The sequence below is a fragment of the Soonwooa purpurea genome, from assembly GCF_053891095.1.
In genome coordinates this window covers 1-17,887 of sequence record NZ_JBSSMA010000019.1, presented here as the reverse complement: position 1 = coordinate 17,887, position 17,887 = coordinate 1, and the positions used below count along the sequence as shown (strand labels likewise).

Genomic DNA, 17,887 nt, shown 5'->3' with positions numbered 1-17,887 from the left:
GAATATTTTAATTCATTTTCAAACATACTTTAGTTTAGGTCTTATTAATTACAATTTCTTCCACATTACCAATATCATACATATAATCTTCTAAAACTTTTTCCGTTGTACCACGAAGTCCTCTAGCGCCAAGTCCCTTTTCTACGGTATCATCAACTATTTTTTCAATAGCTTCATCTGTAAAACTTAGCTTAACACCATCCATCTTAAACAATTCTACAAATTGATTAATAATAGAGTTTTTTGGTTCTTTCATAATTCTTACCAAAGTTTCTTTCGTCAAACTCTCAAGATAGGTAATAATAGGAAATCTTCCCAAAAGTTCGGGGATTAGTCCAAATGATTTTAAATCGATCGCATTGATTTGGCTCAAAATATATTCGTCATCCTCGGTATTATTAAGCTTCTCTGCGCTGAAACCGATCGCTTGCTTGTTAAGACGTCTTTCGATGATTTCTTTAATACCATCAAAAGCACCTCCCGCGATAAACAAAATATTCTGTGTATTCACCTGAATATATTTTTGATCAGGATGTTTTCTTCCGCCTTGCGGTGGCACATTAACAACACTTCCTTCCAAAAGTTTTAACAAACCTTGCTGAACGCCTTCTCCAGAAACATCTCTTGTAATGCTGGGATTATCAGACTTACGGGCGATTTTATCAATTTCGTCAATAAAGACGATACCTCTTTCTGCTTTTTCAACATCATAATCGGACACCATCAAAAGTCTGGACAGGATACTTTCCACATCTTCTCCTACATAGCCTGCTTCTGTCAATATCGTTGCATCTACGATACAAAAAGGAACATTAAGCTGTTTTGCAATTGTTTTTGCCAACAAGGTTTTACCCGTCCCAGTCTCGCCAACCATTAGGATATTTGATTTCTCAATTTCTACTTCGCGATTTTCATCTTGTTTGTGAAGTAGTCTTTTATAATGGTTATACACCGCGATTGACAATTGTTTTTTAGCTTGATCTTGACCAATAATATACTCGTCCAAAAATTCTTTAATCTGCTTGGGCTTTGACAATTCTTCCATTGTAAATCCAGCATCGCCATTAGCTTTCATACTATCTTTAACAATAGCATGTGCCTGTTCGATACAGTTTTCGCAGATAAAACCATTCTGCCCAGATATTAGGGTTTGTACTTCATTTCTTTTTCTTCCACAGAAAGAACATTGGTTCGGATTCATATAATAATTCTGTACGTTTTTCTTTTATAATGATAAAAAAAGAAGCAGTTGCTTCTTTTAAATTATGCGTTTGTAATAGCTTCTTGAATTGCTTGATATTCTTCAGGATTTAGCTTAAGCCTTTCATTCCCAAAATTAAGATCTTGCATAGCATTAAGCGGCACCAAGTGGATGTGCGCGTGTGGAACTTCTAATCCCACCACGGCAACGCCGACTCTTTTGCAAGGAATTGCCTTTTCAATTTTTTTTGCAACCTGCTGGGCAAAGCCCCAAAGATTTTTAAAATCTTCAGATTCTAAATCAAATATCAAATCGACTTCCTTTTTTGGAATTACCAAAGTATGACCTTTCACCAAAGGCATAACATCTAGGAAGGCAATGAAGTTGTCATCCTCGGCTATTTTGTAGCTTGGGATTTCTCCGTTGATGATTTTTGTGAAAATAGAACTCATTATTTTAAAAATTAAATCTTTTGCAAATTTACAGACTAATTTCCAAAACTTCAAAAGTTAACTTATTACCATTTGGCAATACAATTTCTGCAACATCACCCACGATTTTCCCTAGCAGACCTTTTGCGATTGGAGTATTAACAGATATTTTCCCTGATTTCAAATCACTTTCATTATCAGGCACAAGTGTGAATTTTTGTTCTGCTTTCGTAGCATGATTTTTCAATCTAACTGTTGTAAGAATGGAAACTTTCGAGATATCTAATAAACTTTCATCAATAATTTTTGAACCAGAGATAGCATCTTTCAGTTTAGAAATTCTCATTTCTAAAAGACCTTGCGCTTCTTTAGCAGCATCGTATTCTGCATTTTCAGAAAGGTCACCTTTATCTCTCGCTTCTGCAATCTGTTGCGTCACTTTCGGTCTTTCGATAGATTCCAATCGTTCTAGCTCGGTTTTCATTTTATCTAACCCCTCTTTAGTCACGTAATTCATGTCAATAATTTTTTAACGTTGATATAAAAAAATTATCCGACCTTTGCCGGATATAATTTTTGCTGTGTTGAATCGTTTTGACAAATATATAAATTAATTTTGATATGAAAATGAGATTGAAGCATTTTGGGCCAATTATTTTTCTGGTTTTCAGTAACTTATTCATTATCAACTCCTGTAGTGAACGTGCCGAAACCGTTTCTTGTTTCCCACAAGTACAAATCAATGTAAGCATCAATATCAACACACCATTGTACCATGCTTTGAACTATCAGGGCGGTTGGGTGTATGTTGACCAGGCAGGCTCTGGCACGCATGGACTTATCATCGTAAACACCAATTCTGGTTTTAAAATTTTTGATCGTAACGCACCACACATCTGTCCAGACACCGACAAAACAATACTTTATGTAAAAGACAATACGACGATAGTTTGTCCAAAAGATGGTGCTGAATGGATGATGAACGGAACTCCGATTAATGAAACCTCAAAAGGGCTTCCGCCAAAAACGTATCCATTTGCATACGATGCTGCATCGGGAACTATTTCTGTGTATTATTAAATTTTAAAAATGAAAGTTGTTATTCAGCGTGTCTCCGAATCTTCGGTTAAAGTAGATAATGTTATTGTTGGTGAAATTGGAAAAGGCTTTATGCTTTTAATTGGTATTGACGAAAGCGACAATCAGGAAGATGCCAATTGGTTAATAAAAAAAATACTGGACCTGAGAGTTTTTGGTGATGAGGAAGGAAAGCTGAATTTATCCATAAAAGATATTGGTGGCGAAATCCTTTGCATCAGCCAATTTACATTGATTGCGGATTACAAAAAAGGGAATCGTCCTTCTTTCATTAAAGCTGCAAAACCCGACCAGGCCATTCCATTATTTGAGTATTTTAAGGCTGAACTCAAAAAATCATCTTTAAAAATAGAAAGTGGAATCTTCGGCGCAGACATGAAAGTTTCTTTAATCAACGACGGTCCTGTAACGATTGTAATGGATAGTAAAACAAAAAGCTAGATTTTCAAGAATCTAGCTTTTTTGAAATATTTTTTAGTAAAATTAGTCAACCTGATATTCTAATTTTATGGTAATTGATGCTTCTTTTTCTTTTGATGAAGTATTAAAAGTCCCGCCGTACGAATAGTCTTCGTTGGAGTTTGGCGCTGTAATTTGGATAACACCCATGGTTGCTTTTTTAAGATTACCAAGACTACTTCCTGCATTATCGGCAATTTTTTCAGCGCGTTCTTTGGCATCTTTGGTCGCATCGGCAATCATTTGTTGTTTCACTTCCGCAAGTTTGGTATAAAAATATTGTGGAGAAGAAGAGGTGAATTCAATACCGCGGTTGATAATTTCTGTAATATTTCGTGATATATTTTCGATTTTCGCAACTTCCTTGGATTCTATGCTAACGCTTTGTGATAAATTATACCCAGCAAATTCGCCTTGCACATAGTTCCCATTTGCGTCATTATAACTTCGAAAATTTTTCTGAATGTCTACCGCTGAAAAAACCATCTCATCATCTTTAACTCCTTTTGATTTTAGGTATTGCGCAATGACATTTTTATCAATCGCCAATTCGTCATAAGCCGATTTTAGATCAAAATTATTTTTTGAAAAACTTCCCGACCAGGTAATTAAATCGGAAGTAAAGGTCTTGGATCCCAAACCTGTTACCGAAATTGTATTATCTGCTTTGTTACGGTTTTTGATTGCATTTCCGAGAAAAGCGGCAGCGATTATAAGCCCCAACGCAGCGATGCCAACCGTAATGTATTGTTTCATATTTTTTGTTTTTAGTGTTCCGAAATGACATCAAAGTTTATTCCAAGCTTTTTGATAATGATAATTATGTAGACTTTCCTAATTCATCTAATGCCACTGCTTGCTGAATATCTTCGTTATAGTCTTTCCACTGTACAACGGCGGTATCGCTCCAGCGGTCATGCCAGCCCCTATCTACACTTGATAAAAAAGAAAAAGCTTCAAAAGGGACTATTCTTGATAAAGTTCTTGTAAAAAACTCCCATCTGGAAGGCGTCAATCCATTAATGTCAACAACGCAAGTTCCTGTGATTAACTTTCCAATTGTTCTTCCTTTTGAAAAATATTCGAACAAGAAATAATACAGTATCATAGTTACCGCTCCAAACATCCAATTAATTAATTTGTCTTCCAAACTATAGATTAATTTTAAGATAAACATAGAGTTAGTTAACACATAAAGAAGACCGATAATCATCCCAATACAATAATTGAGAATGAAAAGAAAAATACTGTCAATTATTAAATTATAAAACCGCGTCATTTGGCTGGCTTTAAATCGATTAACGCGTTTGTAATTAGGCTTCATACAATTATAGTTTTTTCTCCATCTCGATGCTAACGCCTTTCATTTCACCATGCATTGGCGGACGGGTTTTGGTTAGTTTTACTTTTATAAAACTGAGCTGCGGAAAATTTGTTTCTAGTTTCGAAATAATCCTGCCAATAACATGCTCTAACAATTTGGAAGGCACATTCATTTCTTGATGAATGACATCGTTGACTTCGGCATAGTTAATGGTATCTTCCAAATCATCCGACGCTGTGGCCTTCGATAAATCTGCATGTAATTCTACATTGACAATATAGTAGGTTCCTAATATCGTTTCTTCTGGTAAAACACCGTGATAGGCAAATATCTTAATGTTTTCAAGGATAATTTTTGAATTCATAGGCTTTAATCGTTTTCGTAAAACTAAACAAGTTTTGCCAATTTCTCAACAAAACTTGTAGTTTATTTCTATTTTGATTGCAATAGGGATGGAAGCGGCATCCTTGGGAGCGGAGCGAGGCGACGGAGCATCGCGGAGTCGACCGAGCGAAGCGCTCAAGATATAGCGTACAGCCCGACCGCTAGCTTGGGAAAGCTTCGGCGCGGGATTGCCCTATTACTTAATACTTTTTGACAAATCCAACATCGCTTCAATTGGTTTCAAAGCTTTAAGACGCAATTCTTCATCGATAAGAATTTCTGGAAGTTCGTACTTCATACATAGATAAAGTTTTTCCATGGTGTTTCGTTTCATAAAGAAACATTCGCTACAATTACAACTTTCATCGAACACCAACGCGGGAATAAGTTCTTTATGTGGCGCACGCTTTTTCATCTCGTGAAGAATACCTTCCTCCGTTGCAATGATAAATTTTTGACAATCGTCTTGCTCAACATAATTTAATAAAGCTGAAGTAGAACCTATGAAATGCGCCAACTTAAGCACCGCTTCTTCGCTCTCTGGATGCGCGATAAGTTTTGCATCTGGATTTTCTGCCAATTGTTTGGCAATTCTTTCCATAGAAAAAGCTTCGTGAACAATACAGCTACCGTCCCACAATATCATATCTCTACCAGTTTTTTGAGCTAAATATCTACCCAAGTTTTTGTCTGGTGCAAAAATAATTGGTTGGTCTTTGGGTAATGCATTGATAATAGTTTCCGCATTAGAGCTGGTCACAATAATGTCACTTTCTGCTTTTGTCTCTGCATTACAATTGATATACGTTGCTACTAAAGCACCTGGATGTTGTGCTTTCATTTTCCGAAGACCTTCTCCGCTACAACCATCTGCTAAAGAGCATCCTGCCAAGGTATCTGGCAATACCACTTTCTTAGTCGGATTAAGGATTTTCGCTGCTTCTGCCATAAAATGTACACCACAGAAAACAATCATATCTGCATTGGTATCTTTTGCTTGACGTGCTAGTTGAAGTGAATCTCCTAAAAAATCTGCAATATCCTGAATCGCTGCAGGTTGATAATAATGTGCCAAAATCACAGCATTTTTTTCTTTTTTTAATTTCAAAATTGCATCTACAAGATCTTGTCCTTGCGGAATTGCAATGTCTTTAATATCTAAAAAACCTTTAACAGGAAGGTTGGATGTTGCTTTTTCTAATGTACTTTCCATATTAGTTTGTGCTTAAAATTAGGCTTTAATAAAGGCCGTCAAAATATTTTCCATTTCTTGAGTTGCTATTTCTAAAACATCATTAACGACAACTTTATCAAATTGATCTTTGTAAGTTAATTCTTCCTCGGCTTTGGCTACACGCGTTTTTATAGTGTCTAGATTATCTGTTCCTCGAGTAATCAGTCGACGTTCTAGCTCCTCAATACTTGGCGGTGCAATAAAAATAGAAAGCGCTTGTTCTCCAAAAATCTTTTTCAAGTTAACACCGCCTTTGACATCTACATCAAAAATAACGATTTTCCCATTATCCCAAATCTTTTGCACTTCGTCCTTCAACGTACCATAAAATTTGTCCGTATAGACTTCTTCAAACTCAACAAAGGCATTTTCAGAAATTTTTTTCTTAAAATCGTCTGGACTCAAGAAGTGATAATCAACCCCATATTTTTCGTCTCCGCGTGGGGCACGCGTGGTACAAGAAATCGAAAATTGCAATTCTGGAAAATGTGCCAAACAATGTTTTACCAGAGTGGTTTTCCCACTTCCTGATGGTGCCGAAAATATGACTACTTTATTCATTTTTCATTTAATAATTATGATTACAAAACTAAGTTGTAACTGAAAATTATACTTTACAAAACGTTAAGGGTTTGTTCTTTAATTTTTTCGAGATCATCTTTCATCTCTACAACCAATTTTTGGATGGCTGCATGGTTGGCTTTGGAACCAAGTGTATTAATCTCGCGTCCGATTTCTTGGGAAATAAAACCTAATTTCTTTCCATTAAAATCTTCAGTATTCATGACGTCATTATAATATTTAAGATGTTGCGCCAGTCTCACTTTTTCTTCAGAAATATCTAGCTTTTCTGTATAATAAGCCATTTCTTGGTAAAAACGCGTTTCGTCAACATTTTCGAATTCTTTCAAAACATTTTGATAACGCTCTCTTATTGCAACAATTCTTTCTTCTTCATAAGGTGGAACTTCGGATAATTTAAGCTCAATATTTTTGATGTTTTTTCCTAATTCGGTTTGCAAAATTGCACCTTCTGTGGTACGGAATTCTAAGAATTTAGAAATCGCTTCATTAACAATTTTTAAAAGAAAACGCCATTCTTCATCATTTAGATCCGTTGTTTTGTTGCTAATCGCTTCTGGCATACGAACGGCCATCTGCAAGTATTCTACAGCTTCTGCACCTGGCGAAATATCACTAAGTTGGGCGATATAAGACTTTACAATTTCTTTATTAATATTGACATCGTTGCTATCTTCAAGATTTTCACAATTGATGTAACAATCTACTTTTCCACGAAGCAATTTATCGTTCAGCAATTTCCGAACATCAAATTCTTTTTCTTTATACCGAAGAGGCACTTTGATGTTAAGGTCGAATGTTTTGCTGTTGAGTGATTTGATATCGACAGTAAGTTTTTTTCCTTCGAAAACACCTTCTGCACGGCCAAATCCCGTCATTGATAATACCATAATTGACTTTCTTATTAATATGCAAATATAACGATGTTCCTCGAAAAGCCTTTCAAAGATTCTTAATAATCAATATAAATTGTGTTTTGCTTGAATTTTAAAGAGGCGCTAAATATTTTTTGGTTCAAAATTTTCAATAAACTGATAAATATTAATCCTTTTTAGACAAAAACCTATTGATAAAGACAATCGATTATTGTAATTTTGTCGGCTATGAAAAGATGGTATCTCTACCCTTTTTCCCTTGGTTATCATCTCGGAACCTCTATTAGAAACCGAATGTTTGATTGGGGAATCTCTTCTTCAAAACGATTCAAAACTCCTATCATTGGCGTAGGCAACCTCTCCGTGGGCGGAAGTGGCAAATCGCCTATGGTAATGTATTTGGCAGCTTATCTCTCCAAATATTACAGAACGGGTGTTTTGTCCCGGGGCTATGGCAGAATGACCAAAGGCTATCATGTAGTAAACTATGACAGCAACTACAAAAGTGTTGGTGACGAACCCATGCAGCTTTTCGAAAGGTTTAAAAATCGTTTCGTAATTGCCGTGTGTGAAGACCGCGTATTTGGCGCCAAAAAACTGATTGAAGACATGGACCTCAATGTTTTAGTTTTGGACGACAGCTATCAACATCGCGCTATAAAACCAGGACTCAACATTTTATTAACTGTTTATAATGATCCTTACTTTAAAGATTTCATCTTACCAGCTGGCGACTTAAGAGAAAGCCGTAGAGGAGCAAGCCGCGCGGACATTATTATGGTAACCAAATGTCCAGACGATCTTACAGAAGAAAAGAAACAATATTATATCTCGAGAATAAAACCACAACATTATCAAAAAGTGTTTTTTTCTTCAATAGAATATGATGAAAACATCATAAGTGCCGACAAATATATGCCTGTTAAAAATCTGGATTATTACGATGTTCTTCTGATAACTGGAATTGCAAATCCAACACAAATTGTAAAAGAAGTTGGAAAATATTCTAACAAAGTAACCCATCTTAAATACAAAGACCACCACAATTTTTCTGATGACGACATCAAAAAAATAGTATCCGAATATAAAAAACTAGGAGAATACAAAATTATCCTCACCACAGAAAAAGATTATGTAAGACTAAAAACTTTCGATTATCTTAGAGATAAAATCTTTTTTTGGCCCATTAATGTAGAAATAGACAATCAAGAAGCGTTTAATCAAATTATCAACGATTATGTTAGAAAAAATTAAAGAAACAGCAGCCTTTATTAAAAATATTATCCATGACACACCCGATTTTGCAATCGTCTTAGGCTCTGGACTTGGAAAATTACAAGACGAAGTACAACCCATCCATACGATAGAATACGAAGATATCCCTAACTTCCCCCAAGTTACTGTTGTTGGTCACGGCGGAAAACTCATCTACGGAATTCTTGAAGGTAAAAAAGTACTTATGATGAGTGGACGTTTCCACTATTACGAGGGCTATCCAATGGAAACTGTAACTTTTCCCTTCAAAGTTTTCCATCTTTTAGGAATCAAAAACCTGTTGCTTTCCAACGCTTCAGGTGGTGTTAATCCGAACTTCCACGTTGGTGACATTATGCTGGTGAAAGACCATATCAACATGATGCCAGAACATCCATTACGTGGTAAAAACATCGACGAGCTAGGTCCTAGATTTGTGGATATGAGCGAAGCTTACAACAAAAACATGTTACAAACCGCACACGATGTGGCTAAAGAAAATAATATTTTGGTACACGAAGGTGTCTATGTTGGTTTGCAAGGTCCAACTTTCGAAACACCTTCAGAATACGGATTGGTACGTTTCATCGGTGGTGATGCCGTTGGGATGAGCACCGTTCCGGAAGTTATCGTGGCCAAGCACATGGGCATGGACGTATTCTGCATTTCAATTATTACCGATTTGGGCGGTCCAGAAATTGCTTTTGCTGTTTCCCACCAAGAAGTTCTGAATGCCGCTAACAAAGCCATGCCAGACGTTATCAAAATCGTAAAAGGTCTTGTTAAAAATTACAATTAAGATTTTAAAACATATAATTAAATGCATTCTACTTAAGGATGCATTTTTTATTTGGGCGCCATTTCCGTCTTCGGCTCCCGCTTTTTCTATCTACAAGGCTGTGGCGGCTTCGCCGCCACAGCCTTGTAGATAGAAAAGAGCTCCACCTACGCCGGGGCGCAAATACAGAGTTTTTAGAAAAATTTTTCAACGCGATTTTAATAATACTTTTATATAATTTTAACATCAAAAAAAAGATAATCTCAAACAAGAATACTTAGCTTTGTCATATTAGATTTTAGAATTAATGAAGAAGATAATTCCCATTTTTTGTTTATCCATTTTCACTTTAGGCTTTTCTCAAAAAATTCCATCCGTAAACAAAACAACATTTAGCCAAGAAGCCCTTGCTGAAAAAATGCAGGACGAAGAAGGCAAATCCATTTCAGTAAAAGAAATTTTGGAACAACACAAAGGCAAAATTTTAGTCATCGATTTTTGGGCAAGCTGGTGCAAAGACTGCATTCTAGCCCTTCCAAAATCTAATGAACTCGCCGATAAAAATCCCAATATAGACTTCATTTACTTTTCTTTGGAACGAAACAAAGAAGGATTCGACAGAAGTATTGAACGATTTAATATGAAGCAAAAAGAAAATTATTGGTTCTCATCAGGCTGGAAAAATCCTTTCAATGACTATATCGAACTCAATTGGATTCCGAGATTCATGGTGATTGACCAATCTTCGAATATTGCAAAATATTACGCAATATCTCCCGAAGATCCTGCCATCCAAAAGACCATCGATCAACTTTCAAAATAGACTCAAATCAATAATTTAAGTCTATTTATTTCTAAATTTGTGTATGCCTTTACCACAAAGAAAAATCATTCACGTTGACATGGACGCTTTTTATGCGTCGGTGGAACAGCTCGACAATCCCGAACTGAAAGGCAAAGCTATTGCTGTTGGTGGCGGTCATCGCGGCGTTGTATCAGCTGCAAGTTACGAAGCAAGAAAATATGGCGTACGATCGGCAATGCCAAGTAAGACAGCCAAAGAAAAATGTCCTCATCTTATATTCGTTCCTCATCGCTTTCAACGTTACAAAGACATTTCTCGAAAAATTAGAAGTATATTTTACGACTACACAGACCTGGTCGAACCACTATCTTTGGATGAAGCTTATCTCGATGTTACCGAAAACAAAAAAGACATCAAATCTGCTAACCAAATCGCCAAAGAAATTCGACAACGCATTTTTGATGAAACAGGACTTACCGCATCGGCAGGCATTTCGGTTAACAAATTTTTGGCAAAGGTAGCCTCGGATATTAACAAACCAAACGGACAAAAAACCATACATCCGCAACATATCGAAAAATTTTTGGAAGAACTTCCGATTGAAAAATTTTATGGTGTCGGAAAAGTAACAGCTAACAAAATGTTCAGCTTATCCATTTACAAAGGTTTGGACCTTAAGAAAAAAACAATTGAGGAGCTTACACGACTTTTCGGGAAATCTGGACAATATTATTACAATGTAGTGCGTGGCATCCATAATAGTGAGGTAAAACCCAATCGGATACAAAAAAGTGTTGCTGTAGAACGTACATTTTTTGATGATCTTTTGGATGAACAACAAATTGACGAAAAATTAAAATATCTTTCGCAAGAGCTCGAAACACGACTTTCGAAACACCAAATTCTTGGAAAAAGTCTGACTTTAAAAATTAAATACAAAGATTTTTCACTTTTTACACGAAGTTTTACAAAGACGGACTATTTCCAAACCCAAGACGATTATTACAAAACCGCAAAAAATCTTTGGCAACAAAAACCTTTTGATCGCGCTGTAAGACTTTTAGGTCTGTCCTTATCCAATCTCAACACCGACGAAAAAAAACAAGTTTCGATACAATTGAAAATCCCATTTGAAGATTTTGATTAATTAGCGCAAATCTTCATAAGTCACTTCGGCATTCACGACAATTTTCAGATAAATAAGCTCTGTTGTTTTATCTTTTGTTTTGGTCAATATTTTTGTAGGAAACATGATCTCACCATACATTTTATAATTTTCAAAACTTTGGCTGGCTTCAGATGTTTCAATTTTTGAGAGTAAATTCGTTTTCTTATCAAAAAACACTTTCACTTCTGGCTTTTCCAAAACATAAAATACGGCTGTATTCATTTTAATTTCAACAACATTTTTAAAATCTTTAACATCAAATTCTTGCGCAGCTATCAAGCTTCGTTGTTTCAATTTTTCAATAACATTTTTTGGAAAAGTTTCCCGAAAATCGCCTTGGCTGACGTAACCAAATCTCCCGTCAAATAACTGTACAATTTCCTCATCACCTAATTTCTGAGATTTTTTAAAAATATTAGGCGCTAACCAAACTTCTGTTCCAGGAAAAATTTTGTCATCAACTTTTAATTCTGTCATCATTTTAAGAGAGGTCACGCGCTGCAAATTTTCTTTCCCTCCCAAAGCTTTGTAATAATTGGCAACAACTTCTACTGGGCGCGGCATTTTCTGTCCAAACATTAAAAGTCCCAAGTTGATGAAAATTAAAATTTTAAATTTAGAATTATAGGAAATCATAAGATCATTGAGTAGTTTTGTCGAAGATTTAATCCTCAAAATTAAAAAAATGCCCATTAATAAAATAGCACTTCAAGAGCAATTGTTGGAAATTATAAATCAAAAAATCACAAAACTCGAACAATTAATCGATGATACGCGAACGTCAAATAATGACACCAAAAGTAGCATGGGCGACAAATACGAAACGGGACGCGAAATGTTGCAGCAACAGATCAACAATTTGCAAATTCAACTTAACGAACTTAAACAACAACACAATTTACTGAAAAACATCAAGCTTTCTGAGAAGAAAGTCGTGAGTCTGGGAAGTTACGTCAAAACTTCGCTTTCGGATTTTTTTGTTTCAGTTTCATTAGGAGAAATAAAATTTGAAGACAAAAAGCTTTATGTTATTTCTGATAAAAGTCCCATCGCACAAGCACTTTTAAATCATAAAACGGGTGATATAGTTAGCTTTAACAAACAAAATATTTCCATTTTGGAAATTTATTAAAATCCGCTCTACTTCGGGATTTGTTTTGTAGTTTTGCGCCGATGAAAAAAAGAGTTCCGAATTATAAAAAATCAAGACAAGCAAAATCAAAAAAACGTCGACTAAAACGCCAATTATTATGGTGGAGCTTGGCTTTTGCTTTTTTTGGTCTTTTTGGAACAGGCTATTATTTAAAAGAAAAAATTCATTTTTATTACTCGAGTTATTTTAACAAATTTCATCACAAAAAATTAAAAAATTCTGAGCAAGAGGAGCAACGCATCAATAGAATTATTGGCGATTATGCGACAAAAACGTTTGGTTTTGACATTTCTCATTATCAAAATAAAGAAGATATAAAGTGGGACAGTCTCAGCATCGGCAACAAAACAATTCCGTTAAAATTTGTTCTTCTCCGCGCATCGATGGGAAACAAAAAAACGGATAAAAACTTCGATCACTTTTGGGAACAAGCCAAAAGGCATGAACTTTTGCGTGGTGCTTATCATTTTTACCGTCCCGACGAAGATCCTATTTTGCAAGCTAATTCTTTCGCTTCCGTTGTCAAATTAGAATCTGGCGATCTTCCACCTGTTTTGGATATTGAAAAAATGCCTCGCCGTAAAACCAAATCACAACTGATTGCTGATCTTAAACTTTGGTTAAAAATAATGGAAAACGCTTATGGTGTAAAACCAATTATCTACACCTATTATCATTATCACAAAGATGTACTAGCAGGCGAGTTCGAGGATTATCCACTTTGGCTAGCCAATTACAACGATGTTCCTGCGCCATCTCCAGAGGAAAATTGGCAATTCTGGCAATTCACAGAAAACGGAATTGCCTACGGCATCAATGTCAAAGTTGATCTCAACGTTTACAACGGCAGCTATTGGTCTTTACGACAACTGACCTTGGATTAATTGCAAAACTTCTTCTTTATCAATTCTAGAAGCTGGACCTTTTTTGGTTGCTGCAACCGCACCTACAGCACTCGCATAAGCCAACAAATCATTAAAATCCTGCTCGGTTTCGCAATCTTGAATTTTGGAAAGTAAAGCGGCTAAAAAGTTATCGCCAGAGCCAATTGTATCTACAACTTCCACGTCGTAACCAGGATGCGAATAAAGATTTTCACCACTTAAAAGAACGGCACCGTCTAATCCACGTGTAACACAGATCTGGGAAGTTTCTGTATAATCTGATAAAAACAAAATATCTAATTCTAAAGATTCATTCTCTGCGCCAAGATGTCTAACCAAATAACGAAGTTCTATTTCATTAAGTTTGATTAAATCTGCTTGTCGCATTAAAAACAAAATCTCATCAAAATCGCAATAAGGTTTTCGTACATTAACATCAAAAACTTTGTATTTTGCATTTTTAAGAAGTTCATGCAATGTTTCTTTGGATGTTTGTCCACGAGCAGCCAGCGAGCCATATACAAAAATATCTGCAGCGGAAACAGCTTCTTCAATTTCTTTGGTCAATTCTATATTATCCCAAGCCGAGGCTGTTTTAATGTCATAAAAAGCTTCAGAATTTTCGTCAAACTTAACGATAGCTTCACCTGTTGGATAATCCTGATCGATTTTGATGTACACACCCGTCAAATTAAGATTTTGAATATGTTCTAAAAGTGTTCTTCCAGCCGCATCATTTCCGATTTTAGAAACAATACGAGATGGCACACCTAGGCTAGATAATCTAGCAGCAACATGCAAAGGAGCTCCACCAATAACTTTCCCATTTGGGAAAACATCCCATAATACTTCTCCGAAACAGATGGCTTTTCTCATAGATTTAATTTTAAACCTAAGATAATATTTTTATAATATGACTACCAAATATTCCAAATATTATAACATTTTTTAACAAATTTTAAGTTATATCAATCTAAAACCTTACAAATAGTAAAATCAAAAAAAATAAATTATTGGAACAAATTCATAAAAAGCAACAAAGCCAATTCTTATTCGTATTTTTGAACTATGAATTACGTGACGGCAGAACAGCTTTCAAAATCCTATGGATTGAAGGTTTTATTTGAAGATATTAGCTTTAATATTAATGAAGGTGACAAAATAGCGATTGTCGCAAAAAATGGTAGTGGAAAATCGACACTCTTAAAAATCCTTATGGGAAAAGAGATTGCCGACCATGGTGCTATTTTCATTAATAAAGATATACAAGTTGTTCTGTTCGACCAAGAGATTGACTTTGACCCCAAATTAACGGTTGAAGAATTCATGATGACGTTGAACTCTCCACCCATTGTAGCACTCAAAAATTATCATTTGTCGTTGACGTCGAGCAACCATGACTTTATTGAAAAGGCACTTCTAGAAATGGAAGTTCACAAAGCTTGGGATTTGGAAAACGAAATGAAACAAATACTTTCCCAACTTCAAATTACGGATTTATCAATCCAGATGGGCAAATTATCGGGTGGACAAGTAAAACGTGTTGCCCTTGCAAAGCTTCTTACAGAGACCAGAGCTGAACATCGGCATGTACTTTTAATTATGGACGAACCTACCAACCACCTCGATGTCGAAATGGTAGAATGGTTGGAAAATTATCTTTCTAAACAAAAAATCACCTTGCTTCTCGTAACGCACGACCGCTATTTTCTAGATGCCGTTTGTGATATAATTTGGGAAATGGAAGACGCACAACTCTACGTCCATAACGGAAGTTACGCCACCTATCTCGAAAATAAAATGATCCGAGAAGACAATCTAGAATCCACAATCGACAAAGCCAACAATCTTTATAGAAAAGAATTGGAGTGGATGCGTCGTCAACCAAAAGCAAGAACCACTAAGTCCAAAAGCAGAATTGACGCTTTCTACGAAACTGAAAAAGTAGCAAAAACCGACACCAGAAAACAAAGTCTAGAACTGGATTTTGAAATGAAACGCTTGGGTAAAAAAATCCTTGAACTTAAAAATATTGACAAGGCTTTTGGTGACAATGTTCTACTGAAGGATTTTAGTTATCAATTTCAGCGTGGAGAGAAAGTCGGAATTGTTGGAAAAAATGGTGCTGGAAAATCCACATTTCTCAATATTATTCAGAATTTAGAAAAGGCTGACCATGGGACAATAGAAACAGGTGAAACGATAAGTTTCGGTTATTTTTCTCAAAAAGGTCTTAGTTTTAAAGAAGACGAACGCGTTATTGATTTCATCAAAGAAAAATCAGAATATTATCCATTAGCAAATGGGAGGAGCTTGTCTGCTTCACAATTTTTAAGACTATTCTTATTCGATGATCAAACGCAGTATTCACCAATTTCTAAACTTTCAGGCGGTGAAAAACGACGTTTGCATTTGATGTATGTTTTGTATCAAAATCCTAATTTTTTGATTTTTGATGAGCCAACTAACGATTTGGATCTGCCTACTTTAACGGTTTTAGAAAACTTCTTGTTACAATTCCAGGGCTGTTTAATCATCGTTTCCCACGATCGTTATTTTATGGATCGTATAATTGACCATGTATTAGCATTTGAAGGTCAAGGAAAAATTAAGGATTTTGTCGGTAATTTTACAGAATATCGCGAATGGAAAAAAACGCAAGATTCCGAAACTAAAAAACTAGATGAATCTAAAACTAAAATAACTGTAGAAAAGGCTCCTACACAAAACAACAAGCCTAAAAAGAAACTTTCCTATAAAGACCAACGTGAGTTGGAAACTTTGGAAAAAGACCTGCCAGAGTTAGAAGCAAAAAGAGCTACAATCCTTGATGCATTAAGTAATGAAACAGATTATGACAAGATTGCTAAACTTTCCACAGATTTAGAACAGATTTCGGAAGCCTTAGAAATGTCAGAATTGCGTTGGCTAGAACTTCAAGAACTATTAGAATCTTAAAATTTATTTTTATTTAATCGATCTAAAGGTGACACAACATTAGCAATATTCTTATCCGTAACTTCTGTATAGATTAAGGTTGTTTTTATACTATTATGTCCTAACAATTTTTGGATTAAAGAAATATCGGTTCCGTATTCTAACAAATGGGTTGCATAACTGTGTCGCAGACTATGGATACCAACTTTCTTGTTGATGTTCGCTTTTTTCATAGCTTGTTTGAAAACTGCTTGTGCACTGCGTTTAGAATATTGTTGGCCAGGTTCTCCTTCAAAAAGATAATATTGAGGGCGGTATTCTTTATAATAATCTCTTAATTCTTTCAAAATACTTTTCGGAAGATTAACATAGCGGTCTTTCTTACCTTTCGCTCTTTCGATAAGAACTTTAAGCTTAACTCCATCAATATCCTGAATTTTGATATTAACAATTTCACTTACTCGAAGTCCCATGCCATAACAAAGTTTCAAAATAAGTTGATGTTTTACATTGGTGGTAACATCTATCAATTTCGAGATATCTTTCTCATTCAAAGCTTTAGGTAAAATCTGAGCCTTTTTTGGCCGCGGAATATCTACAAAAAATTTATCTCTACCCAAAACCTTTTCAAAATAAAACTTAACAGCATTCATCCGACTGTGAATCTGGTTTTCTGATAAATTCAATTCCATATGACAATATAGGAAATAGCTTCTCAATTTGTCTTCGGAAAGTTTTTTCACAGAAAAATCGCCAATAATATTTAGAAGTTGGGCAAACTCGCCACAATAAGTTTTAATAGTACTCGTAGAAAATCCTTTTAATACTAAAGAATCAAGGTATCGGTAGAATTCTGATAGATTGTCAAAGTGTATTTTAGAAATAAATTTCCGCCCTTTAAATTGACTATCAAGACCGAGAAGAAAACGAGCATATTCAGAATCTTCTAAATAATTAATTCCGCTTTCTAGCTCTAGCTTAATGTTGAACTTATCCCGTATGATATTTAAAATTTCATAAGAAACCTTATCTCCAAGCCAAATAATATTCCGATTATTTAAGACGCCTAGCATAGGAAATTGATTAATAATATTAGTTTCCATAATTGTGTCAATAGCAAACTAATAAATTTAGTAAGATTTTTACAAATATAAGTTGAAATTAAAAAAATTATAACTAATAAATATTAGCCAAATTTTAAAAGCATCAAAATTTTGTGTTTAAAACAACTTTGTTTTATTCCCTTTCTCCATTTACATTATATTCTAAAACAAAAAAAGCTCATCAACAATGTTGATGAGCTTTCAAATAAAAACTGGC

General features: G+C 35.1%; 21 protein-coding genes. 9 read left to right on the top strand and 12 right to left on the bottom strand.

Translation table 11 applies throughout. The features are described 5' to 3' along the window. Positions 1-34: 34 nt before the first annotated feature. The 3 genes from clpX to greA form a co-directional block, all read right to left on the bottom strand. Positions 35-1,201 carry an ATP-dependent Clp protease ATP-binding subunit ClpX gene (gene clpX, locus ACVFVN_RS13710; RefSeq protein ID WP_456235704.1) on the bottom strand — a complete coding sequence of 389 codons (1,167 nt, stop codon included), beginning with the start codon at positions 1,199-1,201 and terminating at the stop codon, positions 35-37. Between the two features lie 62 nt (positions 1,202-1,263). Continuing rightward, positions 1,264-1,653, bottom strand: coding sequence for an HIT family protein (locus tag ACVFVN_RS13705; protein WP_456235703.1), 390 nt, complete (start codon positions 1,651-1,653; stop codon positions 1,264-1,266). 28 nt (positions 1,654-1,681) lie between these two features. Beyond that, positions 1,682-2,149, bottom strand: a complete 468-nt coding sequence (gene greA, locus ACVFVN_RS13700; protein ID WP_165136219.1) for a transcription elongation factor GreA — start codon at positions 2,147-2,149, stop codon at positions 1,682-1,684. A 110-nt stretch (positions 2,150-2,259) separates the two neighbouring features. Here greA and ACVFVN_RS13695 point away from each other — a divergent pair, with 110 nt between their 5' ends. Beyond that, positions 2,260-2,712 carry a hypothetical protein gene (locus tag ACVFVN_RS13695; RefSeq protein ID WP_165136216.1) on the top strand — a complete coding sequence of 151 codons (453 nt, stop codon included), beginning with the start codon at positions 2,260-2,262 and terminating at the stop codon, positions 2,710-2,712. Positions 2,713-2,721: 9 nt separating this feature from the next. Further along, positions 2,722-3,171: a D-aminoacyl-tRNA deacylase gene (gene dtd, locus ACVFVN_RS13690; protein WP_456235702.1), complete on the top strand. Its 450-nt coding sequence runs from the start codon at positions 2,722-2,724 to the stop codon at positions 3,169-3,171. Between the two features lie 42 nt (positions 3,172-3,213). On the opposite strand, the gene ACVFVN_RS13685 is transcribed toward dtd, so the two are convergent. The 6 genes from ACVFVN_RS13685 to ACVFVN_RS13660 all read right to left on the bottom strand — a co-directional run bounded on the left by ACVFVN_RS13685 (position 3,214) and on the right by ACVFVN_RS13660 (position 7,603). Continuing rightward, on the bottom strand, positions 3,214-3,945 hold the full coding sequence (locus ACVFVN_RS13685) for an SIMPL domain-containing protein (protein ID WP_456235701.1): 732 nt from the start codon (positions 3,943-3,945) through the stop codon (positions 3,214-3,216). Positions 3,946-4,009: 64 nt separating this feature from the next. Continuing rightward, a complete protein-coding gene (locus ACVFVN_RS13680; RefSeq protein ID WP_165136207.1) occupies positions 4,010-4,513 on the bottom strand; it encodes an RDD family protein in 504 nt (167 codons plus the stop codon). A 4-nt stretch (positions 4,514-4,517) separates the two neighbouring features. After that, complete coding sequence (folB, locus tag ACVFVN_RS13675; RefSeq protein WP_456235700.1) at positions 4,518-4,877, bottom strand: dihydroneopterin aldolase; 360 nt, start codon at positions 4,875-4,877, stop codon at positions 4,518-4,520. 216 nt (positions 4,878-5,093) lie between these two features. Continuing rightward, positions 5,094-6,110 carry a quinolinate synthase NadA gene (gene nadA / locus ACVFVN_RS13670; RefSeq protein WP_456235699.1) on the bottom strand — a complete coding sequence of 339 codons (1,017 nt, stop codon included), beginning with the start codon at positions 6,108-6,110 and terminating at the stop codon, positions 5,094-5,096. A gap of 18 nt (positions 6,111-6,128) precedes the next feature. Continuing rightward, positions 6,129-6,692 (bottom strand): guanylate kinase, encoded by a 564-nt coding sequence (gene gmk / locus ACVFVN_RS13665; protein ID WP_456235698.1) that lies wholly within the window; start codon positions 6,690-6,692, stop codon positions 6,129-6,131. 53 nt (positions 6,693-6,745) lie between these two features. Then, positions 6,746-7,603, bottom strand: a complete 858-nt coding sequence (locus ACVFVN_RS13660; RefSeq protein WP_456235697.1) for a YicC/YloC family endoribonuclease — start codon at positions 7,601-7,603, stop codon at positions 6,746-6,748. Between the two features lie 213 nt (positions 7,604-7,816). Between ACVFVN_RS13660 and lpxK the strand changes: the two genes are divergently transcribed. From lpxK to dinB, 4 genes are all read left to right on the top strand, one after another. Continuing rightward, the gene (gene lpxK, locus ACVFVN_RS13655; protein WP_456235696.1) at positions 7,817-8,842 is read left to right on the top strand and encodes a tetraacyldisaccharide 4'-kinase; all 1,026 of its coding nucleotides are present in this window, start codon (positions 7,817-7,819) and stop codon (positions 8,840-8,842) included. Then, complete coding sequence (locus ACVFVN_RS13650; protein WP_456235695.1) at positions 8,826-9,641, top strand: purine-nucleoside phosphorylase; 816 nt, start codon at positions 8,826-8,828, stop codon at positions 9,639-9,641. Before lpxK ends, ACVFVN_RS13650 begins: the two co-directional genes overlap by 17 nt. Before the next feature lie 286 nt (positions 9,642-9,927). Further along, positions 9,928-10,443, top strand: coding sequence for a TlpA family protein disulfide reductase (locus tag ACVFVN_RS13645; protein WP_456235694.1), 516 nt, complete (start codon positions 9,928-9,930; stop codon positions 10,441-10,443). A 43-nt stretch (positions 10,444-10,486) separates the two neighbouring features. Next, a complete protein-coding gene (gene dinB, locus ACVFVN_RS13640; RefSeq protein ID WP_456235693.1) occupies positions 10,487-11,572 on the top strand; it encodes a DNA polymerase IV in 1,086 nt (361 codons plus the stop codon). Here dinB and ACVFVN_RS13635 read toward each other — a convergent pair whose 3' ends face one another. Beyond that, positions 11,573-12,229, bottom strand: coding sequence for a hypothetical protein (locus tag ACVFVN_RS13635; protein WP_456235692.1), 657 nt, complete (start codon positions 12,227-12,229; stop codon positions 11,573-11,575). It lies immediately after the preceding gene. 49 nt (positions 12,230-12,278) lie between these two features. Here ACVFVN_RS13635 and ACVFVN_RS13630 point away from each other — a divergent pair, with 49 nt between their 5' ends. Both ACVFVN_RS13630 and ACVFVN_RS13625 read left to right on the top strand, forming a co-directional pair. Next, a complete protein-coding gene (locus ACVFVN_RS13630) occupies positions 12,279-12,725 on the top strand; it encodes a GreA/GreB family elongation factor (protein ID WP_456235691.1) in 447 nt (148 codons plus the stop codon). Between the two features lie 41 nt (positions 12,726-12,766). Next, a complete protein-coding gene (locus tag ACVFVN_RS13625; protein WP_456235690.1) occupies positions 12,767-13,630 on the top strand; it encodes a glycoside hydrolase family 25 protein in 864 nt (287 codons plus the stop codon). Here ACVFVN_RS13625 and ACVFVN_RS13620 read toward each other — a convergent pair. Further along, positions 13,607-14,506 (bottom strand): carbohydrate kinase family protein, encoded by a 900-nt coding sequence (locus ACVFVN_RS13620; RefSeq protein ID WP_456235689.1) that lies wholly within the window; start codon positions 14,504-14,506, stop codon positions 13,607-13,609. The genes ACVFVN_RS13625 and ACVFVN_RS13620 overlap by 24 nt on opposite strands. A gap of 192 nt (positions 14,507-14,698) precedes the next feature. Between ACVFVN_RS13620 and ACVFVN_RS13615 the strand changes: the two genes are divergently transcribed. Further along, entirely contained in the window at positions 14,699-16,588 is a 1,890-nt protein-coding gene (locus ACVFVN_RS13615) for an ABC-F family ATP-binding cassette domain-containing protein (RefSeq protein ID WP_456235688.1), read from the top strand. Here the strand turns inward: ACVFVN_RS13615 and ACVFVN_RS13610 are convergent. Continuing rightward, positions 16,585-17,670 carry a tyrosine-type recombinase/integrase gene (locus ACVFVN_RS13610; RefSeq protein WP_456235687.1) on the bottom strand — a complete coding sequence of 362 codons (1,086 nt, stop codon included), beginning with the start codon at positions 17,668-17,670 and terminating at the stop codon, positions 16,585-16,587. The two genes, ACVFVN_RS13615 and ACVFVN_RS13610, sit on opposite strands and share 4 nt — an antisense overlap. Between the last annotated feature and the right edge of the window lie 217 nt (positions 17,671-17,887).

Bases quoted from the DNA above. Each gene is read 5' to 3' on its own strand.
- clpX (WP_456235704.1), bottom strand. From the start codon at position 1,201: ATGAATCCGAACCAATGTTCTTTCTGTGGAAGAAAAAGAAATGAAGTA.
- ACVFVN_RS13705 (WP_456235703.1), bottom strand. From the start codon at position 1,653: ATGAGTTCTATTTTCACAAAAATCATCAACGGAGAAATCCCAAGCTAC.
- greA (WP_165136219.1), bottom strand. From the start codon at position 2,149: ATGAATTACGTGACTAAAGAGGGGTTAGATAAAATGAAAACCGAGCTA.
- ACVFVN_RS13695 (WP_165136216.1), top strand. From the start codon at position 2,260: ATGAGATTGAAGCATTTTGGGCCAATTATTTTTCTGGTTTTCAGTAAC.
- dtd (WP_456235702.1), top strand. From the start codon at position 2,722: ATGAAAGTTGTTATTCAGCGTGTCTCCGAATCTTCGGTTAAAGTAGAT.
- ACVFVN_RS13685 (WP_456235701.1), bottom strand. From the start codon at position 3,945: ATGAAACAATACATTACGGTTGGCATCGCTGCGTTGGGGCTTATAATC.
- ACVFVN_RS13680 (WP_165136207.1), bottom strand. From the start codon at position 4,513: ATGAAGCCTAATTACAAACGCGTTAATCGATTTAAAGCCAGCCAAATG.
- folB (WP_456235700.1), bottom strand. From the start codon at position 4,877: ATGAATTCAAAAATTATCCTTGAAAACATTAAGATATTTGCCTATCAC.
- nadA (WP_456235699.1), bottom strand. From the start codon at position 6,110: ATGGAAAGTACATTAGAAAAAGCAACATCCAACCTTCCTGTTAAAGGT.
- gmk (WP_456235698.1), bottom strand. From the start codon at position 6,692: ATGAATAAAGTAGTCATATTTTCGGCACCATCAGGAAGTGGGAAAACC.
- ACVFVN_RS13660 (WP_456235697.1), bottom strand. From the start codon at position 7,603: ATGGTATTATCAATGACGGGATTTGGCCGTGCAGAAGGTGTTTTCGAA.
- lpxK (WP_456235696.1), top strand. From the start codon at position 7,817: ATGAAAAGATGGTATCTCTACCCTTTTTCCCTTGGTTATCATCTCGGA.
- ACVFVN_RS13650 (WP_456235695.1), top strand. From the start codon at position 8,826: ATGTTAGAAAAAATTAAAGAAACAGCAGCCTTTATTAAAAATATTATC.
- ACVFVN_RS13645 (WP_456235694.1), top strand. From the start codon at position 9,928: ATGAAGAAGATAATTCCCATTTTTTGTTTATCCATTTTCACTTTAGGC.
- dinB (WP_456235693.1), top strand. From the start codon at position 10,487: ATGCCTTTACCACAAAGAAAAATCATTCACGTTGACATGGACGCTTTT.
- ACVFVN_RS13635 (WP_456235692.1), bottom strand. From the start codon at position 12,229: ATGATTTCCTATAATTCTAAATTTAAAATTTTAATTTTCATCAACTTG.
- ACVFVN_RS13630 (WP_456235691.1), top strand. From the start codon at position 12,279: ATGCCCATTAATAAAATAGCACTTCAAGAGCAATTGTTGGAAATTATA.
- ACVFVN_RS13625 (WP_456235690.1), top strand. From the start codon at position 12,767: ATGAAAAAAAGAGTTCCGAATTATAAAAAATCAAGACAAGCAAAATCA.
- ACVFVN_RS13620 (WP_456235689.1), bottom strand. From the start codon at position 14,506: ATGAGAAAAGCCATCTGTTTCGGAGAAGTATTATGGGATGTTTTCCCA.
- ACVFVN_RS13615 (WP_456235688.1), top strand. From the start codon at position 14,699: ATGAATTACGTGACGGCAGAACAGCTTTCAAAATCCTATGGATTGAAG.
- ACVFVN_RS13610 (WP_456235687.1), bottom strand. From the start codon at position 17,670: ATGGAAACTAATATTATTAATCAATTTCCTATGCTAGGCGTCTTAAAT.